The organism is Glycomyces arizonensis DSM 44726, from assembly GCF_000482705.1.
Taxonomy (GTDB): domain Bacteria; phylum Actinomycetota; class Actinomycetes; order Mycobacteriales; family Micromonosporaceae; genus Glycomyces; species Glycomyces arizonensis.
The window spans coordinates 238,843-263,212 of sequence record NZ_AXWO01000003.1 but is presented as its reverse complement, the minus strand read 5'-3'; the positions used below and the strand labels follow the sequence as shown (position 1 = coordinate 263,212).

General features: G+C 71.8%; 13 protein-coding genes. 7 read left to right on the top strand and 6 right to left on the bottom strand.

What is annotated here, in order from left to right; all coding sequences use genetic code 11:
- Positions 1-28 precede the first annotated feature (28 nt).
- A complete protein-coding gene (locus H613_RS0105565) occupies positions 29-3,280 on the bottom strand; it encodes a DUF4132 domain-containing protein (protein ID WP_156925841.1) in 3,252 nt (1,083 codons plus the stop codon).
- A 240-nt stretch (positions 3,281-3,520) separates the two neighbouring features.
- Here H613_RS0105565 and H613_RS0105560 point away from each other — a divergent pair, with 240 nt between their 5' ends.
- Positions 3,521-4,348, top strand: coding sequence for an SAM-dependent methyltransferase (locus H613_RS0105560; RefSeq protein WP_026923039.1), 828 nt, complete (start codon positions 3,521-3,523; stop codon positions 4,346-4,348).
- A gap of 68 nt (positions 4,349-4,416) precedes the next feature.
- On the opposite strand, the gene H613_RS24575 is transcribed toward H613_RS0105560, so the two are convergent.
- The 3 genes from H613_RS24575 to H613_RS24570 form a co-directional block, all read right to left on the bottom strand.
- Entirely contained in the window at positions 4,417-7,689 is a 3,273-nt protein-coding gene (locus H613_RS24575) for a DUF4132 domain-containing protein (RefSeq protein WP_156925840.1), read from the bottom strand.
- Between the two features lie 91 nt (positions 7,690-7,780).
- On the bottom strand, positions 7,781-11,152 hold the full coding sequence (locus H613_RS0105550; RefSeq protein WP_026923038.1) for a DUF4132 domain-containing protein: 3,372 nt from the start codon (positions 11,150-11,152) through the stop codon (positions 7,781-7,783).
- Positions 11,153-11,228: 76 nt separating this feature from the next.
- Positions 11,229-12,215 carry a heme o synthase gene (locus H613_RS24570; RefSeq protein WP_084546375.1) on the bottom strand — a complete coding sequence of 329 codons (987 nt, stop codon included), beginning with the start codon at positions 12,213-12,215 and terminating at the stop codon, positions 11,229-11,231.
- Positions 12,216-12,392: 177 nt separating this feature from the next.
- Between H613_RS24570 and tkt the strand changes: the two genes are divergently transcribed.
- The 6 genes from tkt to pgl are packed head-to-tail and all read left to right on the top strand — an operon-like array spanning position 12,393 to position 20,585.
- Complete coding sequence (gene tkt, locus H613_RS0105540; RefSeq protein WP_051392985.1) at positions 12,393-14,504, top strand: transketolase; 2,112 nt, start codon at positions 12,393-12,395, stop codon at positions 14,502-14,504.
- Positions 14,505-14,555: 51 nt separating this feature from the next.
- Positions 14,556-15,686: a transaldolase gene (tal, locus tag H613_RS0105535; RefSeq protein WP_026923036.1), complete on the top strand. Its 1,131-nt coding sequence runs from the start codon at positions 14,556-14,558 to the stop codon at positions 15,684-15,686.
- Positions 15,687-15,693: 7 nt separating this feature from the next.
- Entirely contained in the window at positions 15,694-17,298 is a 1,605-nt protein-coding gene (locus tag H613_RS0105530; protein WP_026923035.1) for a phosphoglucose isomerase-related protein, read from the top strand.
- Between the two features lie 23 nt (positions 17,299-17,321).
- Positions 17,322-18,842, top strand: a complete 1,521-nt coding sequence (zwf, locus tag H613_RS0105525) for a glucose-6-phosphate dehydrogenase (protein ID WP_439330238.1) — start codon at positions 17,322-17,324, stop codon at positions 18,840-18,842.
- A 55-nt stretch (positions 18,843-18,897) separates the two neighbouring features.
- Positions 18,898-19,842, top strand: coding sequence for a glucose-6-phosphate dehydrogenase assembly protein OpcA (locus tag H613_RS24565; RefSeq protein ID WP_051392984.1), 945 nt, complete (start codon positions 18,898-18,900; stop codon positions 19,840-19,842).
- Positions 19,839-20,585, top strand: coding sequence for a 6-phosphogluconolactonase (pgl, locus tag H613_RS0105515; RefSeq protein WP_026923033.1), 747 nt, complete (start codon positions 19,839-19,841; stop codon positions 20,583-20,585). The genes H613_RS24565 and pgl overlap by 4 nt, the downstream gene beginning before the upstream one ends.
- A gap of 243 nt (positions 20,586-20,828) precedes the next feature.
- On the opposite strand, the gene H613_RS0105510 is transcribed toward pgl, so the two are convergent.
- Together H613_RS0105510 and H613_RS0105505 are read right to left on the bottom strand one after the other, a co-directional pair.
- Positions 20,829-21,176 (bottom strand): RNA polymerase-binding protein RbpA, encoded by a 348-nt coding sequence (locus H613_RS0105510; RefSeq protein ID WP_026923032.1) that lies wholly within the window; start codon positions 21,174-21,176, stop codon positions 20,829-20,831.
- A gap of 211 nt (positions 21,177-21,387) precedes the next feature.
- Positions 21,388-24,237, bottom strand: coding sequence for a hypothetical protein (locus tag H613_RS0105505; protein ID WP_026923031.1), 2,850 nt, complete (start codon positions 24,235-24,237; stop codon positions 21,388-21,390).
- Positions 24,238-24,370: the final 133 nt, after the last annotated feature.

The following is a 24,370-nucleotide window of genomic DNA, read 5'->3' as shown; positions in this document are numbered from 1 at the left end:
CGGGTGTCGTGGACGTGCGGTGTTCGGGTCAGTGCTCGATGGCGCCGGTCAGGTCGGCGAGGAGTTCGGAGGCCTCGACGGGGCCGAGGCGCTCGCCGGGCAGCGGCCTGGCGAACTCGGCGCGCCGGTTCTGGGTGGCCATGAGCCGCACGGAGACCAGGCGGTGCCGTCCGCGCGGGTCGGGCTCGCGGGCGCCCGGGGCGGGGTCGATGTCGGCCAGGAGCCAGCCGCCGGTCACTCGGCGGGTGAAGCCCCAGACGCGGGTGCGGAAGTCCTCGGGGGAAGCGTAGCGGCCGCTCCACCGCATCGTCTCCTGGAGCGCGCCCATCGTCGCGGTGGCGCCTTCGAAGCGGCGCAGGTGCCCGGTGGCGGCCTCGTCGGCGGCGAAGGCCATCGCGGGGCGTGCGAGCTGCGGGAACGGTTGCAGGACGGTGTAGTCGCTGAAGAGCTGGATCCAGGCGGGGAGTTCGTCGCCGAGCAGCGCGGGGTGGGCGAGGCGCACCGCCGCGTCGGGGCCGAGTTCGATCTCGCGGTCGTGGACGTCGGCGAGGCCGCCGTCCTCGGCGAGGCGGAAGCCGGTGCCCTCACCGGTGGCCCAGACGAGGCGTCCGGCCAGGGAGGAGACGATCGGGTGCTCGGCGAGGGCGCGGAACTCGCCGGCCGACCAGGTGCGGCCTGAGAGCATGGCCTCTCGGAGCCGCTGGGCCTGCTCGGCGGCGGTGCGCTCGACGTCCTTGGTCAGGCGCTTGTACCGCTCGATGGACGCCCTAGCGGTCGCCTCGTCGTCGCGCACGCCGGGTTTGGGCAGGCGGGGCCGGGGCTTGCCGGAGTCGTCGGCGAGGCGGGGGCGCAGCAGGTCGTCGAAGCGGACGCTGAAGTGCCTGGGGCCGTAGTCGAGCGTCAGCGCGGCCGGGTCGGCGAGCCCGTGGTCGGGGATGATCCGGTCGGCGAAGCGTTCGGTGTCGAAGCCGCGGCGGGTGGCGACCCGCTCGGCCAGTTCGCGGGCGGTGAGGGTGGTGGCGGGGAACTTGTCGAGGCGCGACATGCGGTAGAGCGCGCCGAAGGCCGCCTCGGTGCCGATGGCGGCCAGGGCCTCCAGGCCGAGGACGGCCCGGTCGGCGTGGTTCGATCCCGGCCAGGAGCGGACCATCGGTTCGAGCAGCGCCACGGTCGCGTCGGTGCCGAAGCGGGCGAGCTGGCCGACGGCCCACGCGTCGGACGAGGGCGCGCCGGCCGACAGCCACAGTTCGAACAGGGCGTGGCAGAAGCGGGTGAGCGATTCGGGGTCGCACGTCTCGGCCACGGCGTCGGCGCCGCGGTAGGGCGCGAGCGGCGACCACAGCGACAGGATCGCGATCAGGTGCGAGACCGCCGAACGGGGCAGCGCGGCGTCCCGGTCCCGCAGCAGGACGGGCGGCAGCATGTCCGGGTCCGCCCAGGCGCCGGGGGCGGGATCGACACCGAAGGGCGGTTCCATGGCGTCGCCCGCCAGCAGCGAGGCGATCCGCTCGGCGGCCTCGGGCCCGTGGTGCCCGGCGGCCTTGGCCGCCGCTTCGGCGCCGATCCGGTCGGCCACGTGGCGCAGTGCGACCTCGGCGCCGCCGCGGCGGCGCCGGTCCGAGCCGAGGGCCATGGGGGCGAGGAGCGGGACCGCGTGCTCGCCGTGGCGGTCGAGCCAGGCGACGGCGTGGGCGCGCGCCGACATGCGGCGTGCCAGCCAGTCGACCGCGAGCGCCGCGGCCTTGGCGCTGCGGATGGGGACGAGGGCCTTGCCGTACCGCGGTTTCGTGCGCAGCCGCTCCACGATCGCGTCGGCGGCGTGGGCGCCGTTGCGGGCGAGCTGGCCCCAGAAGGCGTCGGCGAGGGCCAGGCCGACCTGGTTGTAGACCTGTCCGCTGATGCCGCTCCAGTAGCCGTCCTCGTCCCACTCGCGGTAGTCGGGTTCGATCGCCCTGGCGCGCTCGTATTCGGCGGGCTCCCAGACGATCTCGATCTCCTGCGGTGATTCGAGCGCCAGCGCGGGGCGGCGCGGGGCCTTCGCGCGGCGGTTGGCCCACGGCGGCGAGGTCAGGACCTGCGGCAGCCGCTCGTGTCCGGCGACCGGCGCGTCCGGTGCGAGGCCGGTGACGGCGGCGCGCTCGCCCTCGCCGAGGTGCGCGAGTGCCGCTGCGAAGCGCTCGGGGTCGGCGGAGCGGAGCAGGCCGCCGAGCCTGGCGAGTTCGAGCCCGGAGAGGGCGGTGGCGCGCGAGGCGAGGGTCTTGGCGGCGCGGACGGGGAACCGGGCGGCGGCCGACCGCACGGCGGGCGGCGCCTGCGGCTCGCCGCTGCGGTCGATGAGGAACGCCATCGCCTCGTCGCACGGCAGCATGGCGATGCCTTCGAAGAGCGCGGCGCGCTGCGGCGCTTCGAGGCTCTTGTAGTTCAAGGTGTCGGTCAGGATCGGCAGGGCCGCGGCGCCGAGGTTGCACACCAGTTCCGCCACCGTCTGGCCCTTGAGGTGCGCGGGGTGGACGGCCTTGCGGCGCAGCGGGGCCAGTTGCGCCGTGTCGCCGACGACGAGCCACAGGAGGCCGAGGTCGAACACGCCGTTGTCGCCGCTCATCTCCTCGCAGGCGCGGGCGGCCCAGTCGGCCTCGTCGGGCAGGAGGTAGGCCGTCGCCGTGCGGCGCAGGCGCGTGGTGCGGCGCTCGGCCGCTTCGGCGACGGTCCGCCGGTACTCCTCGGCCTCGGCCTCGGCGATGAGGCCGCGCGCGGCGGCGATCGGGCCTTCGGGGTCGCCCCACAGGTGCCAGACGAACCGGGTGCCGTCCCCCGGCCGCACGCGGCAGGCCTTGCCGTCGCCGCTGCCGGAGCGGCCGATGTCGTAGCTGAGCTCTTCGACGGCGGCGCTGACGGCGAACGGGAGGCCGAACTCGACGGCCCACGACTCGAAGGGTTCGCGGTTCGCCTTGATTTTCAGGCCACGGTAGACCGACGTCTGCCAGCCGTAGCGCTCGGTGGCGCGCAGCAGGAGCGACACGACGGCGGCGCCTTCGGGACTCGGCTCCCCTTCGAGATGGGCGAGACCGGCGGCCGCGAGCGCGGCGTCGAAATCGGGGCTCTCCAGCGACCGGTGCAGGTAGGGAAGGTTGGCCTCCACCTGCTCGCGCACGCGCAGCGGCGCCTCGCCGTCGAGCCCGGCCGGTCGCCTGACGCCGTTGCCCCGCCGAGGCAGGACCCTGGCCAGCCATTCAGGTGGGAGGATGAGTTGATCCTCTTGGGGCGCAATAGGTTCAGTCATATCCGTCCTTCGGCGGGCGAGTGCGTCCCACGAAGCATAGGGAGCCGGTGCGACAGCGCCGTGTTCGAACACCGGCGGTGGTCGGCAAGACGGCCGCTCTGCCGCACCTCCTTCTCGGGCAAGGGTTCGGGCGAAAACCGCCTCACCCGGCGGCCCGAACTCCAGTAATGTGGGACACACCTCACGGCAGTGGGGTTCGCATGCCTCCGGGGCTCACCTCTCACGGAAGGAAGGCCGACCATGACCGAGACCGCAGCCGCCGAACCGCCTTCGGGCATCGACGCGACCGTGCCGACGACCGCCCGCGTCTACGACGCGCTCTTGGGCGGCACCACCAACTTCGAAGTCGACCGCGAGGCCGCCGAGGTCTTCGCCGCCCACATCCCGCGGGCGCGCGAATGCGCCAGGCTCAACCGGAACGGGCTCATCCGCGGCGTCGAGTACCTGGTGCGGGCGGCCGGGATCGACCAGATCATCGACATCGGGTGCGGCCTGCCCACCGAGCGGAACACCCACGAGGTGGCCCAGGACATCAACCCCGACGCCCGGGTGGTCTACGTCGACCACGACCCGATGGTCGTCTCCCACGCGAAGTCCCTGCTCGCCGAGAACCACAACGCCATCGTGATCGGCGCCGACCTGCTGGAGCCCGAGCGCATCCTCTCCGACCCCGAGGTCCTGTCCTTCCTGGACTTCGAGCGGCCGGTCGCGGTGATGATCATCGGAATGATCATGCAGATCAGCGACGAGCAGCGACCCGACGACATCGTCGCGACGCTGATGGGCGCGGTGGCCTCGGGCAGCCGCCTGTTCATCACCTCCTGGCCCGACACCGGCGAGCCCGAGCAGCGGGCGCTGTCACGGGCGTGCATCGAGACGCTCGGCAACGGCTGGATCCGCCCGGTCGCGGCGCTGGAGGGCCACTTCCTCGGCATGGAGATGGCGCCGCCCGGTCTGGAGTACATCTCGCGGTGGTTCCCGGAGCAGCCCGACCTGCCGGTCCCCGCAGTCGAGGACCTGGAGCCCTACGAGCGCACGCAGATGGCGGGCATCGCGAGAAAGGCCTGAGCGGAGGCGGGCGTCATTCGGCGGCGGTGGGCCCGAGCGCTCGACGCTCGCCCACCGCCACCCGGCCTTCAGAGCGTCTTCGTCACCTTCGCGAGTCCGGCCAGGACCTCGGAGGCCAGCACCGGGTCGGCGTCCAGCAGGCTCGCGTCGCTCCCCTCGGACCGGTGCAACCGCACCGACGTGATCGTCTGCGTCGTGTCCCTCGTGCCCGCGCCCAGGCCGATCGCCAGCACGCCCGCCTCGGGCAGCACGTAGGACATCCCCGCCTCCCAGCCGCCCCGCCACGACTCCGAGCGGTCCCACCCCTTGGCCGCCAGGCCCATCAGCGCGCCGGTCGAGACCTCGCGGCCCTCGAACCGCTCCAGGCGCCCGGTCGCGTCCTCCTCGGGCGTGAACGCCATCGCGGGCCGCGCCAACTGGGCGAACGGCTGCAGGAGCTCGTAGTCGGCGAAGAGCTCCGACCACCGCCCGACCTGCTCCCCCAGCAGCACCGGGTGCGCCAGGCGGATCACCGCGTCGCCGGGCAGCGCCACGTCGTCCTCTTCGACGTCGGCGCAGCTGCGGTCCTCGGCCAGGCGGAACGCCGTCCGCTTCCCGCCCGCGTCGGCCAGCCACACCAGGCGGTGCGCCAGGTGCCACACCAGGGCGTGCTCGGCGACGTGGCGGCGGAACTCCTCCGCGGACCAGGTGCGGCCCTCGACCATGGCCCGCTCCATGCGCTTGACCTGCTCGGCCGAGACGGTCCGCAGCTCCTTCTTCAGCTGCGTGAACCGCTTCCTGCCGCGCTGGGCGAGCTCCTCGTCGTCCTTCACGCCAGGTTTCGGCAATGCCTTGCGCTGCTTGCCCTTGTCGTCGGTGACGAAGGGCTTGAGCTGCTCGTCGAAGCCGACGGTGAACCGGCGCGGCCCGTAGTCGATGAGCAGGGTCTGCGCCTCGCCGAGCCCGAAGTCGGGGACGAGCCGGTCGGCGAGCTGGTCGCAGCTCAGGCCGAGTCCGTCGGCGACGGCGCGGATCTGGGTGTCCGCCTCCATGCGGAGCGCCTCGAACTCGGACTTCTCGGCGATCGAGTGAACAGCGCGCAGGGCGGCCTCGCTGCCGATCGCGCCGAGGACCTCCAGCCCGGTGAGGGCCCGCCTGTGGTGGTTCATGCCGGGCCACCGGCGGAGGTGCGCGGTGAGGTCGCGGACGGTGTCGTCGTCGGCGAAGTGGGCGAGCTGCGTGAGCGCCCAGCCGTGCTTGGGCGGCGCGCCGAGGTTGAGCCAGTGCTCGAAGACCGCCCACGAGAAGCGGGCGAGCGACTCGCGGTCGCAATGCTCGGCGACGACGCCGATCCCGGCGTACGGGTAGTCGGGGGTGGCGATGGACAGCACGGTGACGAGGTGCGCGACGGCGGACTCCGGGAGGGCCCGCTCGCGTCCCTTGAGGAGGACCTGCGGGAAGAGCGCCGGGGCGAACTGCTCGGCGGTCTTCGGGAGCCGCTTGCCGACCGGGTCCAGCGGGTCGCGGCCGGTCAGCTCCTCGATCGCGGCGGCGGCCTCGGGCCCGTGTGCCTCGGCCGCCTCGCGCACGGCCCCTGGTCCGGACGTCACGGTCAGGTGCCGCAGGGCCGCCTCGGCGGCGGTCCGCTCCTTCCGCTTCGCGCCGAGCGCGTCGGGGATGAGCAGTAGCGCGGCGTCGGCGGAGTGCAGCTCCAGCCACCGCGCGGCGAGGCGGCGGCTGGACTTGCGCCGGACGAGCCAGTCGGCGGCCGTGCGGGCGGCGCCGAGGCTCACGATTCCCAGGATCGCCTCGCCGCGGTAGGCCGGTTCCGCCGCGATGGCCTTCAGGACGGGGTCGGTCGCTTCGGGGCCGAGGCGGTGGAGGATCTCCTTGAGCTCCCCGCTCCAGGTGCTCTCGGTCTCGCCGTGCCAGTCGCCGAGCCGCGCCCTGGCGAGCTCGACCGACGCGAAGACGAAGAACTCGGTGTAGTCGAAGCCGTCCCGGCCGAAGTGCCGGTCCATGGCGTCGAAGTGGGCCTGGTCCCGCCCCGAGCGCCGCCATTCGAAGTCCACGCGTTCGGACTCGTCCAGTTCGACGCGGTTCACCGGCGGCGGCACCAGGCCGTCGACGACGGGACCCTTGCGCTTGCCGCCCTTCCTCGCCCAGGGCGGGTTCGCCAGGAGGGCGGGGAGTTCGGCCTCGGACGCGCCGGGGAGGCGCCCGCCCGTCTCGACGACGGCCGCGACGGCGTCCCTCGTCTCCCGGTCGAGCGTCGGCAGCGCGGTCTCGAGCAGGACCGGGTCGGAGCGGAGGATCGCGGCCAGGCGCCTGCGCTCCTCGCTCGCGGCGTCTGCGGCCCTGGCGGCGGCGAGGCGGAGCGCGCGACGGGGGAACCGGGCGGCGGCCTCGGTCGCGAACGTGATGACCTGGGGTTCGCCGAGGTGGTCGAGGAGGTGGGCCATCGCCTCGTCGTCGGGCAGCACCGCGATGGCGGCGAGCAGCGCCTTGCGTTCGCTCGCGTTGCCCCGGTACCCCAGCGCGTCGGTGAGGTGCGGCAGGGCGTCGGTCCCGGCCGCGGCCACCAGCGGCGCCGTCCAGTCGGCGCTTCTGCGGTAGGCCTGCGCGAACAGGGCGAGGGCGCCCTCGGCGTGCCCGGCCGCGCTCGCGGCTTGGAGCAGCAGGAGCGTGACGAAGTTCCGCTGGTAGCCGTGGGTGTACTCGGCGCAGGCCTCCTTCACCCATGCGGTCTCCTCCGGGACGAGGACGGCCGCCGCCAGGCGTTTGACAGCGGTGCCCCGGCTGAGGTCCACGAGCGCGGTGATCGAAGCGTATTCGGCGTCGGGGACGGCGGCCACCAGGTCCCTGACGGCGCCGATGAGGGAGCGGAGCGGCTTCCAGGCGTGCTCGAGGCCGTTCAGGTTCGCCCAGTGGACCACCACCTGCCCTTCGGAGGCGTGCCGCGACGAGGGGACCATGCCCAGGAACTCCACGGCGGCGGCCACCGCGACGGCCGGGCCGTGGTCGGCCAGCACCAGGTTGAAGAAGTCGAACGGCGTCACCCGGTGGGCGGCGCGCATGTGCTGGGCGATCACGCCGACCACCGCCGCGCCGAACGGGTGGGGCTCCCCGTCCGCGAACGCCAGCCCCTCGTCCCGGCAGCCCTCGTTCGGCTCCAGTTCGAGGATCCGCACGATCTCCTCGAGGTCCGCCGAGAGCCGCGAGCGGGTGCGCTCGGCGCGGGCGAGGTCGGCTTCGATCCCGCGGCGGCCCTGGCCGCGCCGCAGGGGCAGGTACCGGCTCCAGTCGGCGGGGAGGTCCAGTCGGTGCTCGTCGGGGAGCGACGGCGTCGGGGTTTCGGTCATGGTCGCCAGCTTAGGAAACCGGTACGACATCGCGGGCGGTTCGCCGCGGCGGCCGTATTTCCACTATGGAACACGGCCGCCGCGGCGCGCGTCAGGCGGTCCCCGTGACGCGGGCGAGGTCGCCGAGCACTTCGGCGGCGGTGAGCGCGTCGATGTCGGTCGGGTGGGCGCCGCCGGAGTCCTCGCCGTAGTCCGCGGTGGCGGACAGGCGCACCGCGCGCACGGTCTGGACCTGCGAGGAGTCGATCCTGCCGAGGTAGCTCTCGACGCCGGGATCGAGCGAGACGACGACGAATCCGCCCGCCGGGAGCGGGCGGTGGAGGCCCGGTTCGACCCAGAAGCCGTCGGAGGCGGGGCGCTCCCAGCCCCAGTGGGTCGCCAGGCCGATGACGCTGCCGGACTTGAGCGTCGCGCCGTCGAAGCGGGTGATCCGGCCGGTCTTCAGCTCCTCGTCGGTGAAGGCGGGGATCGGGCGCGCGAGCTGCTTGAACGGCTGGAGGATCTCGTAGTCGGCGAACAGCTCGCTCCAGGTCGCGAGCCGGTCCCCCAGCATGACGGGGTGCGCCAGGCGGATCACGGCGTCGCCGGGCAGCTCGAACCCGTCGTCCTCGACGTCGGTGACGGTCGTGTCCTCGGCGAGCCGGAAACCGCGCCGCTCGCCGTCCGACTCGGCGAGCCAGACGAGGCGGCGGGCCAGGTGCCGCATGAGCGGGTGGTCGACGAAGAACTCCCCGAACTCGGGCACCGTCCAGGCGCGCTGGTCGACCATGGCCCGCTCACACCTGCGCACCTGCTCCTTCGCGACCGTGCGGAGCTCCTTCCTCAGCTGCGCGAACCGCTCGTAGGCGGCCTCGGCGAGCTCGGCGTCGTCCTTCGCGCCGGGCTTGGGCAGGCGCCCCAGCGGCTTGCCGCCCTCGTCGGCGACGAACGGCTTCAGCTGCTCGTCGAAGCCGACGGTGAACCGGCGGGGGCCGTAGTCGAGGACCAGGCTCGTCCCGTCATCGAGCCCGAAGTCGGGCACGAGGCGGTCGGCGAGCTGGTCGACGGTGAGGCCGAGTCCCTCGGCGATCGCGTCGATCTGCCACTTGGCCTCCTGCTTGATCCCCTTGAACTTGACCTTCCTGGAGATCACGTGGATGGCTCGCAGCGCGCTCTCCGAGCCGATCGCGCCGAGCACTTCGAGCCCGGTGACGGCCCGCTTGTGCTGGCGCTGTCCGGGCCACACGCGGACCATCTCGGCGAGTTCCCTGATGGTCTCCTCGTCGGCGAAGTGCGCGAGCTGGGTGAACGCCCATCCTTCCTTGGCGGGGCCTCCGACGGCGATCCACTGCTCGAACAGCGCCCAGGAGAAGTCGCGCAGGGAGTCGCCGTCGCAGGCCTCGGCGACGACGTCGACTCCGGCGTAGGGGAATTCGGGCTTGTCGATGGCGAGCACGGTGGTCAGGTGCCCGACCGACGCGGGCGGCAGGGCCGCCCGCCGCCCCTTGAGGAGCACCTGCGGCAGCATGGCGGCCTCGGCCCACGCGGGGGTCTTGGGGAGCTTCGCCTCGCGCGGGTCCAGCGGGTCGGCGTCGAGCAGGGCGCGCACCGCCTCGAGAGCCGTCTCGCCGTAAGATTCGGCGGCGGCGAGGACGACGTCCGCGCCGTGGCGCCTCGCCACGTAGGCGAGGGCGGCCTCGGCGGAGCGGCGGGCCCGCTTGCCGGTGCCCAGCGCGTCGGGGACGAGCATCGGGGCGCCCTCGCGGCCGTTGCGGTCGAACCAGGCCGCCGCGCTGGCGCGCGCCGACTTGAGGCGGGCCAGCCAGTCGGCGGCGAGCCGGGCGGCCGCCGGGCTCACGATGGGCGGCAGTGCCTTGTGGTGGACGCTTTCGACGGCGATCAGCTCCACGATCCGGTCGGCCACCTCGGTGCCGAAGCGTCCGAGGATGGCCTGGAGGTCCCCGACCGCGTGCGGGAAGCCGAACCGCTCCCGCGCCTCGGTCGGCAGGGATGCGGCGATCTCCATGGGCGCGTAGGCGAGTACGCGCGTGTAGTCGGTGGCGCGGTCGTGCTTCACCGCCTTTGCGGCTTCGTCCTTCCACCAGTCTTCGCCGCAGTACCGCGAGTAGTAGTCGTGCTCCAGCGAGGCCCAGCGCTCCCGTTCGCCGTCGGCCCAGACCAGTCGCGTCGCACCGGACGCCTCGAGGCCGTCGACGACGACCGGTTTCGGCCTGCGGCGCTTGGCGGTCCACGGCGGGGCGGCCAGCAGCGGCGGCAGCGCCTCGGCGGGGGCGTCGGGTACGCGGCCCGGTTCGTCGACGAGCGCGGCGATCGCTTCGCGGGTCCGCTCGTCGGCGGCGGGCAGCGCCGCGTTCAGTGCCGGGGAGGACTTGACGACGCCCGTGAGTCGGGCTCGCATTGCCGGATCGGCGCCGTCGAGCCGAGCCGCGACGACCCGGAGGGTGCGGTGGGGGAACCGCTCGGCGACGTCGATGACCGCGCTCAGCGCGCCGGACAGCTCCAGCTTGTCGATCAGGTGACCGGTGGCCTCGTCCGAGGGCAGCAGCCCGATCGCGGTCAGCAGGGCGGCGCGGGCCGGTTTGGAGAGCCTCCCGAAGCCCCATTCCAGGGCGCTGGTCAGGAACGGCAGCGCACCGGTTCCCAGCCCGGCGAGCAGCGGGGCGAGGTTGCGCGCGTCGATGTGATCGGTCTCGACGTGGCGCCTTCGGAACAGGCCGAGGTATTCGGGGGCGGCCGCGAAGGACCACATCGGCCAGTCGTCGCCCTGGTGGCTGAAGTAGCCGTCGAGCGCGTCGCAGGCGTCCTTGACCCAGGCCGCTTCGGTCGGCATCAGGAGCGCGGCGGCGATGCGCCGCTCCGCATCGGTGCGGAGGGGGTCGATCGCGGCGACGATCTCGCGGTATTCCGACTCGGGGGCCAGGGCGAGGAGCGAGCGGATGCGCAGCAGCGATCCCTGGAGGTCCTTCCAGACCTCGTGCTGGTACAGGTAGCTGTAGGAGCTGATGGGCCAGGAGAGGTAGGAGGATTCCTTGAGCGGGTAGCCGTGCATCATCGACGACTCCAGGACGGCGGCGGTGGCGAAGGCGAGACCGTGGTCGGTGAGCCAGGCGTCGAGATGCCGCCGCCGCCCGGCGGGGTCGGCCTTGCGGTAGTCGGTGCTCTCCAGCATCTGCGCCAGGGCGGCGGCCCCGGCCGGGTTCGGTCGGCCTTCGAGGTGGTCCTTCACCAGCGGGATGTAGTGCTCGGCGCTGCCGCCCTTGGCCATGGCCCTCTCGATGAGCGGCCGGAACTCCTCGATCCGCCGGGCCACCGCCTCGGACGCGGCGGGGTCGATCTCGGTGTCGAGGTCGGCGCTGTTCGCGGCGTCGCGGCCGCGCCAGGGCAGCACGTGCCGACGCCAGCTCTCGGGGAGGCGGAGGCGGTCCTCGTCGGCGGTGCCACCGGTGTTGTCGGAGTGGTTCATGCGGCCGAGCCTAGGCGGCGCGACCGACATGCCGTCGTACGGGACTTTCGAACGGCCCGTTGCGATCCGGCGACCGCTACATCAGGAACGAGTCGACCGCGAGGGCCAGGAACAGCAGCGTGAGGTAGCTGGTGGACCAGTGGAACAGCCGCATCGGCTTGGGGTCCTCGCCGCGGTTAACGCGGGCGAGGAGCTTGTGGGACTCGAGGACGAACAGCCCGCCGGTGATGACGGCCACGGCCAGATACAGCCAGGTCGAGCCGAGCCAGAACGGGACCACCGAGACGGCCAGGGTCAGCCAGGCGTAGACGACCGACTCGACCGCGACGCGCTTGGCGGGGGCCACGGTCGGGAGCATCGGGATGCCCGCGGCGGCGTAGTCGTCCTTGAACTTCATGGCCAGGACGTAGAAGTGCGGCGGCTGCCACAGGAACACGATCGCGAACAGCACCCACGCCATCCACGACATGTGGCCGGTGACGGCGGCCCAGCCGATGAGGACCGGTGCGGCGCCGCAGGCCCCGCCCCACACCGTGTTGTACGGGGTGGTGCGCTTGAGCCAGATCGTGTAGACGACGTCGTAGTAGACGATCGCGCCGAAGGTGAGGGCGGCGGCGAGCGGCCCGACCACGGCCCACATGCCCGCGACGGCGACGGTGCCGATGGTGAGCCCGAAGATCAGGGCGTTCTTCGGCGGAATCTGCTGCTTGGCCAGCGGGCGCCTGGAGGTGCGGCGCATGAGCTGGTCGATGTCGCGGTCGATGTAGCAGTTGATGGCGTTGGCCGACCCGGCGGCGAGCGCGCCGCCGATGATGGTGGCGACGACGGCGGCCAGGGACGGCAGGCCGTCGAACTCCTGGCGGGCGGCGACGAGCATCGCGGGGACGGTGGTGATGAGGAGCAGCTCGACGATGCGCGGCTTGGTCAGCGACACGTAGCCGCCGATGCGGGCCTTCAGGCTGGGGCGGGCCTCGTCCTGGGGGTCCTCGGCGGGCACTCGGATGCTGGGTCGGGCGGCGGGCGTGGGGGCGACGGCGGCGGCTCGGGTCGGGTCCTCGTTCATCACGGCCCACCCTACGGGCCGCCCGGCTGTGACCGGGGCCCGGGCCGAGGGCCCCTAGCTGCGCCTTCATCGTGGGAGACTTGCTCGTGTGCGGGTTCACAAGAGTTCGAATTTCGCCCTCCGAGAGACTGCGCATAAAGTTCAGCCTGTGTATGTAGGGTCGAAAGGCAGATGCCTATGGCCCGAACGCGACGAGTATCAAGGAGTATCGCAGTGGCACAGTTCGAGTGGACCGATCTCGACCAGAAAGCGGTTGACACGGCGCGGCTGCTGGCCGCCGACGCGGTCGAGAAGGCCGGCAACGGCCACCCTGGGACGGCCATGAGCCTCGCTCCCGTCGCCCACACCCTGTTCCAGAAGGTGATGCGGCACGACCCGAGCGAGCCGGACTGGGAGGGCCGCGACCGCTTCGTGCTGTCCTGCGGGCACTCCAGCCTGACCCTGTACGTGCAGCTCTACCTGTCCGGGTACGGCCTGGCGCTGGAGGACTTGAAGCAGCTGCGCCAGTGGGGCTCGCTCACTCCCGGGCACCCCGAGCACGGGCACACCGCGGGCGTGGAGACCACCACCGGGCCGCTCGGCCAGGGCCTGGCCACGGCGGTCGGCATGGCGATGGCGGCGCGCCGCGAGCGGGGCCTGTTCGACCCCTCGGCCGAGGAGGGCGCCAGCCCGTTCGACCACCACGTGTACGTGCTGGCCTCCGACGGCGACATCGAGGAGGGCGTGACCCACGAGGCCTCGGCCGTCGCGGGCACCCAGCAGCTGGGCAACCTGGTCCTGATCTACGACTCCAACGAGATCTCGATCGAGGACGACACGAACATCGCCCTCTCCGAGGACGTCGCGGCCCGCTACGAGGCCTACGGCTGGCACGTCCAGACCGTCGACTGGCGCGCCGGCGCCCGGTACAAGGAGGACCCGAAGGCCCTGTACGAGGCGCTCGAGACCGCGAAGGCCGAGACCGGGAAGCCGAGCCTGATCGTCCTGAAGACCATCATCGGCTGGCCCGCCCCGAACAAGCAGAACACCGGCGGCATCCACGGCTCCAAGCTCGGCGCCGACGAGCTGGCCGCCACCAAGGAGGCCCTGGGCTTCGACCCGGCCGAGTCCTTCGCCGTGGCCGACGAGGTCGTGGCGTACACGCGCGGCGCCGTCGAGCGCGGCCAGAGCGCCCGCGCGGCCTGGCAGACCGGCTTCGACGAGTGGGCCGCGGCCAACCCGGCGAACAAGGCCCTGCACGACCGCCTGTGGGCCGGTGAGCTCCCGGCGGACTTCGCGGCCGCGCTGCCCGAGTTCGAGGCGTCCGAGAAGGGCGTCGCCACCCGCGCGGCCTCGGGCAAGGTGCTCGAGGCGCTCGCGCCGGTGCTGCCCGAGCTGTGGGGCGGCTCGGCCGACCTGGCCGGGTCGAACAACACCACGATGACCGGCGAGCCGTCGTTCCTGCCCGAGGAGCGCCAGAGCAAGAAGTTCCCCGGCAACCCGTACGGCCGCACCCTCCACTTCGGCATCCGCGAGCACGCGATGGGCGCGATCCTCAACGGCATCAAGCTGCACGGCCCCACCCGCCCGTACGGCGGCACGTTCCTGGTGTTCTCCGACTACATGCGCCCGGCGGTGCGCCTGGCGGCCCTGATGAAGACGCCGGTGACGTTCGTGTGGACGCACGACTCCATCGGTCTGGGCGAGGACGGCCCGACCCACCAGCCGGTCGAGCACCTGGCGGCGCTGCGCGCCATCCCGGGCCTCGACGTCGTCCGTCCCGGCGACGCCAACGAGACCGCCGTGGTCTGGAAGACCGTGCTGGAGAGCGCCGAGCGCCCGGCCGCGCTGGCGCTCACCCGCCAGGCCGTGCCGACGTTCGACCGTTCGAAGTACGCCTCCGCCGAGGGCGCCGCGAAGGGCGGCTACGTCCTGGCCGACACCGAGGGCACGCCCGACGTGATCCTCATCGGCACCGGCTCCGAGGTGCAGCTGGCCGTCCAGGCCGCCGAGGCCCTCGCCGCCGACGGCGTGAAGGCCCGCGTGGTCTCGATGCCGTGCCGCGAGTGGTTCGACGCCCAGGACGAGGCCTACCGCGAGTCGGTGCTGCCCGGCTACGTCAAGGCGCGCGTCTCGGTCGAGGCCGGGATCGCCATGCCGTGGCGCGACCTGGTCGGCGACGCGGGCGTCAGCGTCTCCCTGGAGCACTTCGGGGCCTCGGCGCCGTACGAGCGGCTGTACCAGGAGTTCGGGATCACCGCCGAGGCCGTGGCCGACGCGGCCCGCTCGTCCATCAAGAAGGCACAGTAGGAAACCAGTTTTAAAGCCACAGAGGACTATCCAGATCGGCTGGAGGAACCAGTGAGCACCAATCAGAACCTCGCCGCCCTGTCGGCGGCCGGCATCTCGGTGTGGCTCGACGACATCTCGCGCGAGCGGCTCGAGAGCGGCAATCTCGCCGAGCTCATCGACACCCGCAGCCTGGTGGGGGTGACGTCGAACCCGACGATCTTCGCCAAGGCCGTCTCCAAGGGCGGGGCCTACGACGAGCAGATCGCCGAGCTCGCCCGCCGCAAGGTGAAGGTCGAGGAGGCGGTCCGCTCGATCACCACCTACGACATCCGCTGGGCGTGCGACGTCCTGCGGGAGGCCTACGAGAGCGACAGCGGCACCGACGGGCGCGTCTCGCTCGAGGTGGACCCGCGACTGGCGCACGACGCGGCGACGACGATCGCCGAGGCGAAGGCGCTGTGGTGGGCGGTCGACCGCCCCAACCTGATGATCAAGATCCCCGCCACCAAGGAGGGCCTGCCGGCCATCACCGCGACGCTGGCCGCCGGGATCAGCGTGAACGTGACGCTGATCTTCTCGCTGGACCGCTACCGGGAGGTCATGGAGGCGTTCCTGGCGGGAATGGAGGCCGCCCGCGAGGCGGGCCACGACCTGAGCACCATCCAGTCGGTGGCCTCGTTCTTCGTCTCCCGCGTGGACACCGAGATCGACAAGCGGCTCGATGCCATCGGCACCGACGAGGCCAAGTCCCTCAAGGGCAAGGCCGCGATCGCGAACGCCCGCCTGGCGTACCAGGCGTACGAGGAGGTCTTCACGACCCCGAGGTGGGTCGGGCTGTCCTCCTTCGGCGCCAAGCCGCAGCGCCCGCTGTGGGCCTCGACGTCGGTCAAGGACCCCGACTACCGCGACGTGATGTACGTCGAGCAGCTCATCGCGCCGAACTGCGTCAACACCATGCCCGAGGGGACCATGGAGGACTTCGCCGACCACGGCGTGGTCGAGGACGACACCATTCGCCCCAACTACGCGGACGCCGCCAAGGTCATGGAGGACCTGGCGCGGGTCGGCGTCGACTACGACGACGTCGTCCAGGTGCTCGAGGACGAGGGCGTCGACAAGTTCGCCGCCAGCTGGAACGACCTGCTGGCCGAAGTGGAATCCAAGCTCACAGCGCTCGCAGATGACGAGAACCGAGGATAGGCGAATGATGGGGAAGATGGAAGCCGCCGGAGGCCTGGCGGTCACGACCGGCGTGGACGTGAACGCGGCGGTCGACCGTCTCCGGGGCGAAGGCGTCCCGGCGAAGCTCGCGGCGAAGGACGCGACCCTCTGGGGCCCGGCGGCCCAGGAGGAGGCGGCGATCCGGCTGGGCTGGATCGACACCTTCGAGCGGTCCAAGGAGCTCGTCGCTCCGCTGGCGAAGCTGCGCGCCGAGTTCCACGAGCAGGGCATCGACCACATCGCGCTGTGCGGCATGGGCGGGTCCTCGCTGGCGCCCGAGGTCATCTCGCGGACGCTGGACCTGGGGCTCAGCGTCCTGGACACCACCGACCCGGGCCAGATCCTGGCCGAGATCGGCGAGGAGTCGCTGCGGCGCACCGCCGTGGTCGTCTCCTCCAAGTCCGGCTCGACGGTCGAGACCGACTCCCAGCGGCGCGCCTTCGAGGCCGCGTTCAGGGGCGTGGGCATCGAGGACTTCGCGAACCGGTTCGTGTTCGTCACCGACCCCGGCTCGCGCTTCGAGGCGCTCGCGAACGAGACCGGCTCGCACCTGTTCCTGGCCGACGCGAACGTCGGCGGGCGCTACTCGGCGCTGACCGCGTTCGGGCTCGTGCCCACCGCGCTGGCCGGGGCGAACATCGCCGAGCTCATCGAGCAGGCCGAGACGTTCGCCGCCTCGATCACCAGCGAGGAGGACAACCCGGCGGTGGTGCTCGGCGCGGTCATCGCCGCGCAGCCGACGATCACCATCGCCGACGACGGCACCGGCATCGTCGGCCTGGGCGACTGGGCCGAGCAGCTCATCGCCGAGTCCCTCGGCAAGGACGGCAAGGGCACGCTGCCGGTCGTCCTGGAGGGCCCCGGCGCGGCGGGCTCGCGCGGCGCCGACCGGGTCTACGCCACCGTCGGCGGCTCCTCGACGGGGCTGCCGAACGCCGGCTCGCACCTGGCGATGCCGGACACGGTGGTCAACGGGCCGCTCGGCGCGCAGTTCCTGTGCTGGGAGGTCGCCACGGCCTACGCCGGGTACCTGATCGGGATCGACCCGTTCAACCAGCCGAACGTGACCGAGTCCAAGGAGAACACGAACCGGCTGCTCGACGAGGGCCTGCCGGACGAGCGCCCGAGCGCCGTGGACGGCGAGATCGAGATCTACGGCAGCCACGCCAGGAGCGTCGGCGGGGCGATCGGCGAGCTGCTCGTCGACGCTGACACCGATGACGCGTACGTCGCCGTCATGGCCTACCTCGACCGGATCGACGACGCCCCACTCGAGCAGCTGCGCGCCGCGCTCGCCGAGCGGACCGGCGCGCCGGTCACGTGGGGCTGGGGGCCGCGCTTCCTGCACTCGACCGGCCAGTTCCACAAGGGCGGCCGCCAGACCGGCGTGTTCCTCCAGATCACCGGCGCCGTCGGCGAGGACCTGGAGATCCCGGGCAAGGACTACACGTTCGCCGGTCTCCAGGCCGCGCAGGCCGCGGGCGACCGCCAGGCGCTGGAGTCGAGGAACCGGCCGCTGGTGCGCCTGCACCTGACCGACCGCAAGCGGGGCATCAACCAGCTGCTCCACGCCGTGAGGGAGTTGAGCTAGCGATGGGCTTCGACGACGTCGCACTGCAGAATCCTCTTCGCGATCCCGCGGACCGGCGGCTGCCGCGGATCCCCGAGCCGTGCGCGCTGGTCATCTTCGGCGTCACCGGCGACCTGGCGCGGAAGAAGCTCATCCCGGCGATCTACGACCTGGCCAACCGCGGGCTGCTCCCGGCCTCGTTCGTGATCGTCGGGTTCGCCCGCCGCGACTGGAGCCACGGCACGTTCGAGGAGATGGCGCGGGAGGCCGCGAAGTCCCACGCGCGCACGCCGTGGCGCGAGGACGTGTGGGACCGGCTGTGCGGCAACTTCAAGTTCGTGCCCGGGACGTTCGACGACGACGACGCGTTCGACCGCCTCGACGCGACGGTGGACGAGCTGCGCGATTCGCACGGCATCCCCGGCAACGCCGCGTTCTACTTCTCGATCCCGCCGGGGGCGTTCCCGACGGTGCTCAAGCAGCTCAAGCGCACCGGCATGTCCGACAACCGCCAGGACGGCGGCGGCTGGCGCCGCGTCGTGGTCGAGAAGCCGTTCGGCTCGGACCGGGACTCCGCCCACGAGCTCAACGACCTGGTCGACCGGGTCTTCACCGCCCCCGACGTGTTCCGCATCGACCACTACCTGGGCAAGGAGACCGTCCAGAACATCTTCGCGCTGCGGTTCGCCAACGCGATGTTCGAGCCGATCTGGAACTCCAACTACGTCGACCACGTGCAGATCACGATGGCCGAGGACGTCGGCATCGGCACGCGCGCGGGGTTCTACGACGACAACGGCGCCGCCCGCGACGTCCTCCAGAACCACGTGCTCCAGCTCTTGGCGCTGACCGCGATGGAGCAGCCGGTGGGCTTCGACGCCGAGGAGATCCGCGTCGAGAAGCTCAAGGTGCTGCGCGCCATCAAGCTCTGCGACGACCTGGAGGCCACGGCCATCCGCGGCCAGTACACCGACGGGTGGGTCCAGGGCCGTCCGGTCGAGGGCTACCACGCCGAGGCGAACATCCCGGACGACTCCACGACCGAGACGTACGCGGCGGTGCAGATCGGCATCCAGAACCGCCGGTGGAACGGCGTCCCGTTCTACCTGCGCACCGGCAAGCGGCTCCCCAAGCGGGTCACCGAGATCGCGGTGGTCTTCAAGGAGGCCCCGCACATGCCGTTCGCCGACTACGACACGCAGATCCTCGGCAACAACCAGCTGGTCATCCGCGTCCAGCCGGACGAGGGCGTCACCGTCAAGTTCGGCTCCAAGGTGCCGGGCACGGGCATGGAGCTGCGCGACATCACCATGGGCTTCGGCTACGGCGAGACGTTCACCGAGTCGAGCCCGGAGGCGTACGAGCGGCTCATCCTGGACGTCATGCTCGGCGACAAGACCCTGTTCCCCGACGCGAACGAGGTGGACGCCTCGTGGGCCGTCATCGACCCGCTCGAGGAGTTCTGGGCCGGCACCAAGCCGGAGGCCTACGAGTCCGGGACGTGGGGGCCGACGGGCGCCGACCTCATGCTGCAGGCGTCGGGCCGGCGCTGGCGGCGGGCGTAGGAAGGGCACGGCACATGTCCGCGATCGAAGTACCCGCCGCGAGAGGGGCCCGGTAATGCACTTGAAGGACACCACGACCGGCGAGATCATGAAGGCGCTCGCCGAGCTGCTGCACGACGTCGGCGGCACCTCGAGCCTGGCGCTCAATCTGGTGGCGCTGACCACCGAGGACGAGCGCGAGGAGGTCGAGCAGGCCGCCTCGGAGGCGGCCCAGGAGCACCCGTACCGGCTGATCATGGTCATCCCGCGCGACACCGACGCCGTGGAGCCGCGCATCGACGCCGAGGTCACACTCGGGGAGCGACTGGGCGCGGCCGAGGCGATCATCCTCCGGCTCGACGGCCCGGCGACGGCGCACGTGTCGTCGATCGTGCTGCCGATGCTGGCGCCGGACATCCCGGTGGTGACCTGGTGGCTGCTCGACCCGGTGCGCTACGGCCTGGAGCAGGAGCTGCGCTCCTTCGCCGACCGCCGCATCACCTACTCGGCCAGGGCCACCGACCCGGTCGAGTCGCTGTACCGGCGCGCGGTGACCTACGTGGGCGGTGACACCGACATCTGCTGGACGCGGATCACGCTGTGGCGCTCGCTCATCGCCAGCGCCTTCGACGGCGTCTCGGCCGAGGTGCGGGGCATCGACATCGCGGCCGACCGCCAGGATCCGTCGGCGCAGCTGATGGCCGCGTGGCTCCACACCCGGCTCGGGGTGGAGCCGCGGATCGTCGACACCGACGTCGAACGCAACTCCGAGCACCTCCCGGCGATCGCGTCGGTGGCGTTCACGATGGCGAACGGCGAGACGATGGAGATCGAGCGCAAGGCCGACGGCGAGACCGTGCTGCGCCAGGCGGGCATGCCGAAGCGGCGCCAGCTGCTCCAGGGGCGCACGCTCGGCCAGCTGCTGGCCGAGGAGCTGCGGCACATCGACCCCGATACGGCTTACAAGCACGTCCTGGACACGTTCCGGGAGCACCACGAGCCCGCCGAGGCGTCCGCATGAGCCGCGGCAACGCGGTGATCGTCCACGAGGACGCCGAGGTCCTGGCCGAAGCGGTGGCGGCGCGGCTCATCAACCGGCTGGCCGACGCGCAGGCCCACCGCGGCGAGGCGTCGGTCGTGCTGACCGGCGGGCGGATCGCCGCGAAGGTGTACGGGTACGTGCTGACCTCGCGCATCAAGGGCATCGTGGACTGGTCGAAGGTCGACTTCTGGTGGGGCGACGAGCGGTTCCTGCCTTCGGGCGACGCCGAGCGCAACGAGACGCAGGCGCGGGAGGCGTTCTTGGACGCGCTGCCGGTCGATCCGGAGCGGGTCCACCCGATGGCCGCCGCCGACGTGGTCGGCACGCCGGAGGAGGCCGCGGCGGTCTACAACGCCGAACTCGATGCTGTAGCGCGCGGTGCGGGCGTGCCGCCGTTCGACCTGGTACTGCTGGGCATCGGCGAGGACGGGCACGTGGCGTCGCTGTTCCCGGGCAATCCGGCGCTGGCGGCGTCAGGCGACCCGGCGGTGGGCGTGCACGACTCGCCGAAGCCGCCGCCCGAGCGCGTGTCGCTGACGCTGCCGGCGATCAACGGCGCCGAGTCGGTGTGGATCGTCGCCTCCGGTTCGGGCAAATCTCAGGCGGTGGCCGAGGCGTTGTCGGGGCCGGACCTTCCGGCCGGGCGGGTGCGGGCGCAGGCCCAGACGCGCTGGCTGCTCGACGCCGACGCCGCGGCGGAGCTGAAGCATCTGGAGTTCTGAGACAGCGGCTCTGACACAGCGGCGAGGGGCCGGGCGATCGCGATGATCGCCCGGCCCCTCGCTCGTTCCCTCGCGGGGAACGGACACTCTCTCGGCGGTTCCTACCGGTGTGCCGCTGTTCGGTTGTCCTCCAGGGCCTCCCCCACCAGGAAGCCGCTCACGGCGTGGCGGTCCGGACTGTCGACCGCCGATGCGCGCCGCCGTTGCCCAACCAGCGTCGGCGGCCGTTGCATTCGTGCCTTTTCAGAGTCGTTCGCCGCGGCTGGCGGCGCGAGCGGCGAGCGCCTCGGCGAGGAGGTCTTCGGCCTCCTCCTCGGTGCGGCGCTCGCGGACATACGTGAGGTGTGTCTTGTACGGTTTGACGGTGCGACGTTCCGGAGGATTGGCCTGGTCGCGGCTGGCCGGCCAACCGCAGCAGGTGCAATCCCATTCGGCCGGGACATCGACATAGAGCGCGAAGAACCGGACGGTCTCGTGTCCGTTGGCGCACCAGTAACTCACGTTCTGCCGGGCCACCGGCTCGCCGCGTTCCGAGTGGAGTCCGGATGTCGCGCCGATGCGAGTGCCACGGATGGCGTGTCCGTTGGACATATGTGTGATCGCTCCTCACAGATGGGGGATCTTCTGTGGATAGCGGCCATGCGAAGGCACGGCGCCGCGAACGTCACCGTGGGTCACTGGCCGGAGCGGCAGGGGGACCGCTCCAGCAAATTCTATGACGCAGCGCACACGTTGTAAAGACATTCATGAATCGCTCTCGCGGATTCACCCGTCCGGAATGCGCCGCATTCGGCAATGCGATTCACTGTCCAATCGCATCTCCCAATCGGCGGCGGTGGCTCTTGATTCCGGCGCGAAGCCGCTTGTGTTCGGCGGCACCGAGCTTCTTCAGGGTCACATCGGCGCAGGCCCGAGCCTCGTCGAGGTCCCCGGCCTCCTCAAGCAGGTGCATCAGCCGATACGTGGCGTTGAACACCGTCAGCGCGAGGAATTCGCCCTCTTCGGCTACCGACAGCGCCGTTTTCAGCAGCGGTGACGACGCGGTCTCGCTGCCGAGGAAATCGGCGTGCTGGATCAGCGTCTCCGCCAGTTCTCCACGGCACGCTTCGCGGTATTCGGGCGGCAGTTCCTCATTGGTCCAGTCGGCACGGAGTTCGTCGGCCAGCGAGGTCATGGTCGCCGAACCCGGTCGGAGATCGGAATCGTCCTCGCCGTCTATGGCCACCCATACCGCGGCCCGGATCGAGTTCGCGGCCGCCGGGAGCGCCTGGAGCTTCCGCCATGAGGCCTCGGCGCGGTGGAAGCACTCGACGGCCGCATTCTTCTCGCCGATCCCTCTGAGGAGCACACCCGCCAGGTGCGCGGCCCGCGGGTAGACGGTCGGGTTCGGGTGGGCGAGGCCGCCGTCCACGAGGCGCAGGGCCTCCAGGGCGTGCTCGGAGCCGTTTCGGGGATCCCACAGGCGCTCGTATGCCTCCGCGAGCAGGAACCGCGCGTCGACGAGCCGCCAGTGCTCGTCTTCGTGCATGGACGGCAGGTCGGCCAGCGCGGCCTCGAACATGACGACCGCCTCCGCGTGGCGGTCCTGCGAGGCCAGGGCGAGGCCCATGAGGTGCCTGGCGACACCGGCGCAGCCGGTCTCATGAGCCCGGTCGTAGTGGGCGGCGGCCTGCACCGCGTGGCGTTCGGCGGCGGCCCAGCGCCCGAGGTTCACCGCGCATTCGGTGGCGGTGAGGTGGATCGCGGCGACCGGGAACGCCGGAAGGTCGGGCTTGACGCGGGCGATGCCGGTCTCGGCGACCTCCAGGCCCTCCTCGAACCGGCCGGACATGTTGAGCATCGAGGCGTATTCGCCCGCGCTGAGGAAGGTCTCGAAGGGGTGGTCCCCCGATGACGCCTGCTCGAACGCCGCCCCCATCAGGGCGATGCGCGGCTCGAACTCCGTCTCCATGGACGCCAGCGTCAACGTCAGCCTCGCCCGGATCTGCCCGGCTCGCGGCTCGTCGGGCAGCTCGGCGAGGGCGGCGTCGACCGCTGCGACGGCCGAGCGCAGTTCGCCATCGGGGCCCCCGCCGCCGAGGCGGCAGTGCTCCAGGAGCGCGATGTGGGTGAGCGCTCGGGCCCGGACGGCGTTCACCGGATCGGTGGCGGCGAGGCGCTGCGCCTCGTCGAGAATGCGCCGTGCCTCCGCGGGCACCGCTTCGGGGTCGGCCTGGACACTCCAGACGAGGACCGAGGCTTGGCCGCTGAGGGCCCTGCCTTCGAGTCCTGCCGCGAGGAACGCCTCGCGGGCCTTCGCGGCCAGTTCGAGCGCGGGCTCCAGCCCGGCGTCGAGGTCGATGCGGGAGACGAGGACTTCGGCGAGGTCGGCGGGTTCGAGCTCGGTGCCGAGCCCCTGCGCGAGCCGGTCCACGCGCCGCCACAACTCGTCGCTGCCTTCGGCGAAGTCGGCGGTCGCCTTGCGCGCCTCGGCGAGGGCGGCCGCGAAGCGCTCCGGCGAGGGCTGCTCGTCCCGCACGGGGGTGCGCTGCGGCGGGACGTCCGTCAGCGTCTTGAGTCCCAGGGGGACGTGCGGATGCGTGGCCTCGAACGCCGCCCGTTCATCGGAGAGTCGCGACTGGGCGTCGTTGCCGTTGCGCCGGTCGTAGCGTTCGTTGATGGCGCGCCGTTCGGCGTCGGCCCATGCGCGGAGGTCCTCGGCCCGCCAGGTGCGGCTCTCCGGCCCGGAGACCTCCGCGTCGCCCATGCCGCGGCTCATGAGGGCCTCGCACGTCACCTGCACGCCTTCGAGCAGGTGGCGGCGCTCATGCAGGAAGAGTGGGAGGTCGTAGAAGCGGCTGTGGGCCGCGATGATCTCGACCGCCCGCGCCTCGTTTCCGGTCAGCGCGCAGAAGCGCAGGTGCTTGGCAACGGCGTAGACCATGTCGTCCTTGTCGCGGACCATCAGGTAGCCGCGCATGTGGTTGGCGCGGGCCTGGTCGAGGCGGCCGAGGGCGACCAGTGACAGCAGTGAGCTCGCGAGCGCCGCGTGCGGTTCGTGCGCGCAGCGGAGGTTTCCTTCGAGGACCGGACTCCACAGTTCGAGGGCCCGCTCGTGTTCGCCGCCGAAGGCCACGATCCGGCCCAGATTGTGGCAGCGGCACGCTTCGCAGTTGCTCATGTGGTCGGGCTCGGCGGCGCTCATCGCGGCGAGGGCCTTCGCCGCGCGTTCGGCGTCGCCGAGGTGCTCGGCAAGCTCTTGCTCGGCTTCGTGGACGGGGTGCAGCGAGTGGCCCGCTTCGGCATAGCGGGATCGGAATCGGCTCAGCCATTCCTCTACGGATTCGAGCGGGACGTCGGGGTGATCGATCATCTTGTAGACGACCCATTTGAACATCCAGTAGACGCGGTGCGTGGTGTTCGCGTCGAAATGCTCGGGAGCGGTGTCGTAGTTGTGCAGCAGCCTCGCGAACGGCACGAGGATGCGGGAGGCGTCCATCGAGAACTCGTAGGAGTTCACCAGATCGGCGAGGGCTTCGTTGAGCAGTGGTCGATCGGCGGCGGCGGCGACGGCTTCGACGTGCTGTTCCAGGGCCGCCGAGCGGGCTTCGCCCCTGAGTTCGGCGCGGATGCGGTTGAGGGTCTGGCGGAGTTCCGGGGAGGAGTCAGACATGAGGGACTCTCTAATGTGGGGATCGTTCATGTGGCGCGGCGATACGGGTGATGTATCAGCAGTGTGCCATGTATACCGTCCGTGTCGGCATAAGCCCAGTTCAGCAAGCCCCGTGCGCGAGCGGATCGCGCAC

Coding starts and splice junctions, on each gene's coding strand:
- H613_RS0105550 (WP_026923038.1), bottom strand. CDS start 11,152: ATGAACCACTCCGACAACACCGGTGGCACCGCCGACGAGGACCGCCTC.
- H613_RS24570 (WP_084546375.1), bottom strand. CDS start 12,215: ATGAACGAGGACCCGACCCGAGCCGCCGCCGTCGCCCCCACGCCCGCC.
- tkt (WP_051392985.1), top strand. CDS start 12,393: ATGGCCCGAACGCGACGAGTATCAAGGAGTATCGCAGTGGCACAGTTC.
- H613_RS24565 (WP_051392984.1), top strand. CDS start 18,898: ATGCACTTGAAGGACACCACGACCGGCGAGATCATGAAGGCGCTCGCC.
- H613_RS0105565 (WP_156925841.1), bottom strand. CDS start 3,280: ATGACTGAACCTATTGCGCCCCAAGAGGATCAACTCATCCTCCCACCT.
- H613_RS0105530 (WP_026923035.1), top strand. CDS start 15,694: ATGGGGAAGATGGAAGCCGCCGGAGGCCTGGCGGTCACGACCGGCGTG.
- pgl (WP_026923033.1), top strand. CDS start 19,839: ATGAGCCGCGGCAACGCGGTGATCGTCCACGAGGACGCCGAGGTCCTG.
- H613_RS0105510 (WP_026923032.1), bottom strand. CDS start 21,176: ATGTCCAACGGACACGCCATCCGTGGCACTCGCATCGGCGCGACATCC.
- H613_RS0105560 (WP_026923039.1), top strand. CDS start 3,521: ATGACCGAGACCGCAGCCGCCGAACCGCCTTCGGGCATCGACGCGACC.
- H613_RS0105505 (WP_026923031.1), bottom strand. CDS start 24,237: ATGTCTGACTCCTCCCCGGAACTCCGCCAGACCCTCAACCGCATCCGC.
- H613_RS24575 (WP_156925840.1), bottom strand. CDS start 7,689: ATGACCGAAACCCCGACGCCGTCGCTCCCCGACGAGCACCGACTGGAC.